This is a genomic window from Morganella morganii H1r, from assembly GCF_000633515.1.
Classification (GTDB): domain Bacteria; phylum Pseudomonadota; class Gammaproteobacteria; order Enterobacterales; family Enterobacteriaceae; genus Morganella; species Morganella morganii_B.
Window position 1 is genome coordinate 1 of record NZ_AYMP01000045.1, and the last position, 5,191, is coordinate 5,191.

9 protein-coding genes are annotated in these 5,191 nt (G+C 49.6%); all 9 read right to left on the reverse strand.

Going from position 1 to position 5,191, the window contains the following annotated elements; translation table 11 throughout:
• Positions 1-111: 111 nt before the first annotated feature.
• The gene (locus U868_RS0120235; protein ID WP_025154864.1) at positions 112-480 is read right to left on the reverse strand and encodes a phage tail termination protein; all 369 of its coding nucleotides are present in this window, start codon (positions 478-480) and stop codon (positions 112-114) included.
• Complete coding sequence (locus U868_RS0120240) at positions 477-845, reverse strand: hypothetical protein (RefSeq protein WP_025154865.1); 369 nt, start codon at positions 843-845, stop codon at positions 477-479. The genes U868_RS0120235 and U868_RS0120240 overlap by 4 nt, the downstream gene beginning before the upstream one ends.
• A gap of 1 nt (position 846) precedes the next feature.
• A complete protein-coding gene (locus U868_RS0120245) occupies positions 847-1,188 on the reverse strand; it encodes a hypothetical protein (RefSeq protein WP_025154866.1) in 342 nt (113 codons plus the stop codon).
• Complete coding sequence (locus tag U868_RS0120250) at positions 1,185-1,493, reverse strand: hypothetical protein (RefSeq protein ID WP_025154867.1); 309 nt, start codon at positions 1,491-1,493, stop codon at positions 1,185-1,187. Before U868_RS0120250 ends, U868_RS0120245 begins: the two co-directional genes overlap by 4 nt.
• Complete coding sequence (locus U868_RS0120255) at positions 1,490-1,861, reverse strand: DUF7370 family protein (protein WP_025154868.1); 372 nt, start codon at positions 1,859-1,861, stop codon at positions 1,490-1,492. Before U868_RS0120255 ends, U868_RS0120250 begins: the two co-directional genes overlap by 4 nt.
• Positions 1,861-2,265: a hypothetical protein gene (locus U868_RS0120260; RefSeq protein ID WP_025154869.1), complete on the reverse strand. Its 405-nt coding sequence runs from the start codon at positions 2,263-2,265 to the stop codon at positions 1,861-1,863. Before U868_RS0120260 ends, U868_RS0120255 begins: the two co-directional genes overlap by 1 nt.
• A 9-nt stretch (positions 2,266-2,274) precedes the next feature.
• Positions 2,275-3,351: a major capsid protein gene (locus U868_RS0120265; RefSeq protein ID WP_025154870.1), complete on the reverse strand. Its 1,077-nt coding sequence runs from the start codon at positions 3,349-3,351 to the stop codon at positions 2,275-2,277.
• Positions 3,352-3,361: 10 nt separating this feature from the next.
• Positions 3,362-3,799: a hypothetical protein gene (locus U868_RS0120270; RefSeq protein ID WP_025154871.1), complete on the reverse strand. Its 438-nt coding sequence runs from the start codon at positions 3,797-3,799 to the stop codon at positions 3,362-3,364.
• Positions 3,800-3,805: 6 nt separating this feature from the next.
• The coding region (locus U868_RS0120275) for a DUF2213 domain-containing protein (RefSeq protein ID WP_025154872.1) at positions 3,806-5,191 on the reverse strand (1,386 nt) is incomplete at its 5' end.

Consider the following 5,191-nt stretch of genomic DNA (forward strand, 5'->3'; position numbering starts at 1 on the left):
CCCGCATTACCCATCACCAGGCCTTTATCATCAGGGCATTGTGCCATGTTGTAACCTCTTTATTTGCAAATAAAAAAGGCCGCATAAGCGACCTGTTTGAAGTGTGTTTGTTCAGGATGTGCAGCGGAAAGCCAATTGCATAATGAACCGGCCTTCTTCTGTCGGTACCGGCTTCGGCATGCCGCCAAGGTTGTAGATTGAGTTAAGTTCGCAATCGTCAGGAAACTCGGATACGAAACTGAGAATGTCTTTCGCCCTGGTTAACACCGGCTCCGGATCGTTCTGTGCAGATACCAGAATCAGCATTACATTGTCGTCAGCGCCAAGGTCAGCAAATCTGCCGCTGCCGCCGTCAGGCTGAATGACGGCATATTGCTGCGTGCGTGAATCCGGTTCTTCCGTCCACGTCAGGTACTGAACAGTGAAATCATCCAGCAGACCAGCGCGGTTCAGATAACGCTCAAACGCTTCGTGTATCATATGCGCATCTCCTGATGCATGGCTGCTTCAATCTCATCTCGACTCTCTTCAAATCCCAGCGTAAGGAACTCTTTTCGCGCAGTGGTGCGCCGGAATGTCTGCTTAACTTTCGGGTCATGAACAAATACCGCGTAGTTCGCAGAATATCCGACACGACCGGTAACGCGGGTGCCGTTAACTGTGATTTCACGGAACTGAGAGTTGATAAGCGTTGATGTGTCGATAGGCGTAAACAGCGTGGCCTGAGCTCCACCAATCAGCATCGCCGCCTGTATTGCGCGGGTAACTTTGCGACCGGTGATATTGCCGACCAGTGCATTGATATTGGCGCTGACCTCTGCGATACCTCTGATTTTTGCCGCCATATCACACCGCCGTTATCAGGGTGTAATCATCCGCTATGTGCTCGAATACATCCTCATCACGTTTGATGAATTTGATTTCGTCAGCACCGGCAGATACCGGATCACCTGAGTGCTTGCCGATAGCGATAAAATCACCTTTCTTCGCATCAGCGTACTCAGTCCAGAACACCAGTTTGATAGTGATTTCTGAGCCGATATCAATCTTTCCGGCTTTCAGTTCACTACCATAGCCACACAGGAAATGAACCGGCTCCGAGAATTCAGGCTTGCCGTATTTATCCTTCCCTGCAGACCGCCACAGCGTCGCCCATGAGGTATATGCCCAATTTGCAACTGAACTCATAACGCATAGCTTTCAAATTGGTATGGTTCACAGTTCTCACATCCCGTGACTGTGAATCCACTTAATGCGCCATCATCAAATACAGCAGCCACAAATCCAGACCCTGGATTAACCAGCGCATTAATAAATCCAACGATACCCATGGTCAGTACGCCATCACTTGATTTTGAACACATAAATGGAATGTCCGCATCACCAAGTTTCGAATTAAATTCCACCCTTGATTTGACGAGATTACTCGTTCCATCTGGGTCTAAGTTATAAAGTTGATTCAGCTTGTCAGCCAGTGCTTTTGCTTCAATCATTGATACCCTCCTACCACACCAAAGAAACCGACTGTTTTACTCGACAGAGGCAAATCAGAAAGACACCCGGCGCTGTCCCATGCGCGGATCTGATTCAGCAGATAATCAGTACCGGCAGAATCATATGCGAAGGAGCGGGACGCTCCGTTAGGAGCGCTCTGTGATGATATCTTTCGTGCGCCAGACAGCGAGGCCAACCTCACAACGGTGTAGATCAGCAGCAGTTTCTGCGTGGTTTCGTCGTAATTGGCTTCGAGACATCCGGACTTTGCATTAACCTGACTCAGTAACAGCGACAGCACAGAATCAGGCAATGTAAACCCGAGTTCCGCAATCATCGGCTTTACGTCATCAAGAGTTATCTGCATTATTTCGCCTTTTTGCCGCTTTTCAGCGCATTCAGTTCAGCAGTGACTGCGTCAAACTGCGCGTTTTTCTCTTCCAGTTCTGCGGTGAGAGCCGATACCTTTTCATTGGCATCGGCAAGCTCGCCAGAGATAACCGGCAATTGAGCGTTTTTCTCTTCCAGTTCTGCGATCAGGAGTTTCGCTGTTGCCAGCTCTGCCGTGAATTGGTCATCTCCTTCATGTTTAGCCGGTGTGGAAACTTCAAAAATCAATTCCCCACTTTTTTCATTTGTGTGCTCAGCCTTACCGCTGGCAATCCAGCTTTTTGCCAGGTCATCATTAACATCATAGACAGCGCCGACCTCCAGTTTCTGAAGGTCGGCACCGGCAAAAATGTTTCCTGCTAAGATTTTTACCAGTGCCATAAATCCCCCTTATGCGCCTTTCGCGTGAACGACTGAGAAGTGACCGCTGATGTCCTGTTTAACCATCAGGCCAGCAGCACCCCATGTGCGCCATACGTAATCAGAGTTATAGAACTGACGCGGGTCTGCAACAGTACCGAACGCCTGACCGACAATCGGAGCGATAACACCGGCACCCAGTGGAACGACTACCATTTCATTGCCTTTCAGCTCGTAATCTTCTTTGATGTCTTTGATGCCGGTGATTTTCTTCACTTCGTCCAGGATGGTGCGGGTCTGGTTAACGTCGAAATACACGCTTTCCCAATTTGACAGGATTTCACCTGACACATACCAGGTTTGCTCACCGTATTGCAGGTTTTTCAGTTTCAGCACGTCACGCAGCTTGATAATTTCGGCGCGGATTTTCTTGCCGTCCTGCTCTGTGGCAAAGTCAATCGTCAGCTCCACCTGGGCTACGCGCTCATCAGCACGAAGGCCTTTCCATGACTTGCCGTCAAACTTGATGAAATTACCTTCTGAATCACGGAACCCGTTCCAGATAAAGTCAACATACTTGCGGCGGACAGTATCAACAGAATCAGACTGCGCATCGGACAGAGATGCCAGCGCGGAACCTTTCGCGAAAATCGGGTCACGGAAGCCGAACTTAAAGCCGGTATCGTGAATCGGCACCATAGTACCGTCGAAGGTGAACGCGCCTGCATCCAGCAGCGCACCAATCTGGCCGGACATTGATGTATGAGCCACACCACCACTGCCTTTGCGGGCGTATTCATACACCGACTCTTCCAGTCGAACAGATCGAGACAGCCCCATTAAGTCGTTTAACAATGTAAACTCTGTTGTGGGTTGGAATTCAGCTGTTACAGTCTGGTCATACGCCTTGTATAAGCGCTTAATGTCGTCAACAGCATTTGCAGCATCAAGTTTTGGTGCATCCTCACTGCGATAACGAGCGCGTGAGATAAAGTCAGCCACTGCTTGAGAGGATGAATTGCGCGCTAGCTGAAGCTCACGAAATTGAGCATTAACAGCTTCAAGGTTGCCGGTTTCGGTCGCTTTTTTGGTTGAAAAATAAAACATTCGGTTCTCCTTACTTGAACACAACGCGAACCAGCTCACCCGCCTTAGCGGTCAGTGCTGAATCTTCTTCGACATAGGCGAATACAACTTCACCTTCCGCAGCGGTGGCCGCTGTGATCTGGCCGTTGGCAACAATCACCGGCTGGCCTTTTTTGTACGTACCGGCAGCAGCGCGGACGTTCATGAATAATCCCTGCAATGGCTGGATTGCCACCACCCAATCGCCGGCCTTCAGGTCGTCATCTACACCTTTGCAGCGCAGATAATCCATGTTTGCCACGTACAGGATCGCCGACTCTTTACCATCTACTGAGGCTTTGAACTTGCCGCCATCGAAAAAGCCTACCGTGCCGGGCTTAATGTCTGCTAACGCCTCGCCTTCACGATTTAACAGCGGGTTAGGGAAAATACCTCCCGCATGAATCACACGTTTTGTTTTGTTCGCCATTTCGTTTTACTCCGGCATTTCTGATACTGAGGTGGAAGAGTTCTGCTGAGAATGGAACGAACCATTCAGCCCCTGAACCGGTGCGCACTGCGCGTACAGTTCTTTTAGCGGTTCGCCATCGAGCGAGTTAACGGCAACATCTGACATGCCTAACTTGGCTTTCACTGCTTCACGCATGGTTGACTTTTCTTTGTCAGCATTTGCGTTTAACTGAGCCTGAAGAGGTGCGACAGCCGCATTGACGGCAGCAGTGATCATGGTCTGCATATCGACGTTGGTTGCCTTATCTTTGGCTTCCTTAGCTTCTTTCTCAGCCTTCTCACGCGCCGCTTTCTCTTCCGGCGTTTCTTCGCCTTTGGATTCATTGGCGATCATCTGGTTGTACGCATCCATCAGCTCAGCATCGGATTTACCCTCTGTGTCGATGCCTTTTGCCTTCAGCGAGTTTGTGATGAGTTGTTTCATCGGGTCGTTTTCCTTATTGGTTTTTACTTCGTACTCTGTTGGCTTGCGCACAACTTCAATGGGCTCACCGACAAGATCAGCTTCGCCGCTATCGTCAATGAGGTATTTTTGCTGGTAGGTTTTACCGGATTTGTAGTAGATGAATTTGTCAGGCCAGACGGTTTCCGGATAAGGCCAGTCGTCACCTGATGATTGCTCTCTCAGGGCGTCGCGCAGTGCTTTGTGGATATCTTCAAAAGAAAAGTTAGAGCCATTGGTAAAAAAGAATTTCACCTGGCTGAGGATGTCAGCTTTCGTACAGTTTGCCGCATCAATCAGACAGACATTTTCGATATCGCATTTCTGACCGTCAGAGTTAACGAACATCCCGACGCCGTCACCAGGTGTAGCTGCACCGGGCTCACTCACCGGAAGAATGGCGATATGGTCAAAGTGCATGTTTCGGGCTACCCATGTATACGGTTTTCCCTTTGACTTGCCTTTATTCTGCTCGCGCTGTAGCAGTAATCCGGTTGATACGTGAATCGGGTCCGTGCTGTTACCGGCAATGATGTCATCCACACGGGCAAGGAACTCTTTGCCTTTCTCTGTGGCATCAGCGAAACGGCGATTAACCTTCACGTCCATGATGACCCTTTCGCCATCTTTGCGGACATTTTCAGCCCATGCACCGATGTGAAACTGATTTACCGCCCTCGGCGTGTCAGCCGATACGTAATCTGTGCCGATTTTGGGATGTCCGTACGGGCACTGCCGCCCCTCCATCGACTTAAAGCTTTTGTTAATTTCGCTGGCCGGATACAGCCCTCCGTTCATCACAACGTCATCAACAACAGGCACAACGCCGCGAATGACGATATGCTCGTCACCGTCGATGGTTTCAGTTGAGATATTGGAGGAGTTGATAGCCAGCGATTTAACATGAAT

Bases quoted from the DNA above. Each gene is read 5' to 3' on its own strand.
- U868_RS0120235 (WP_025154864.1), bottom strand. From the start codon at position 480: ATGATACACGAAGCGTTTGAGCGTTATCTGAACCGCGCTGGTCTGCTG.
- U868_RS0120240 (WP_025154865.1), bottom strand. From the start codon at position 845: ATGGCGGCAAAAATCAGAGGTATCGCAGAGGTCAGCGCCAATATCAAT.
- U868_RS0120245 (WP_025154866.1), bottom strand. From the start codon at position 1,188: ATGAGTTCAGTTGCAAATTGGGCATATACCTCATGGGCGACGCTGTGG.
- U868_RS0120250 (WP_025154867.1), bottom strand. From the start codon at position 1,493: ATGATTGAAGCAAAAGCACTGGCTGACAAGCTGAATCAACTTTATAAC.
- U868_RS0120255 (WP_025154868.1), bottom strand. From the start codon at position 1,861: ATGCAGATAACTCTTGATGACGTAAAGCCGATGATTGCGGAACTCGGG.
- U868_RS0120260 (WP_025154869.1), bottom strand. From the start codon at position 2,265: ATGGCACTGGTAAAAATCTTAGCAGGAAACATTTTTGCCGGTGCCGAC.
- U868_RS0120265 (WP_025154870.1), bottom strand. From the start codon at position 3,351: ATGTTTTATTTTTCAACCAAAAAAGCGACCGAAACCGGCAACCTTGAA.
- U868_RS0120270 (WP_025154871.1), bottom strand. From the start codon at position 3,799: ATGGCGAACAAAACAAAACGTGTGATTCATGCGGGAGGTATTTTCCCT.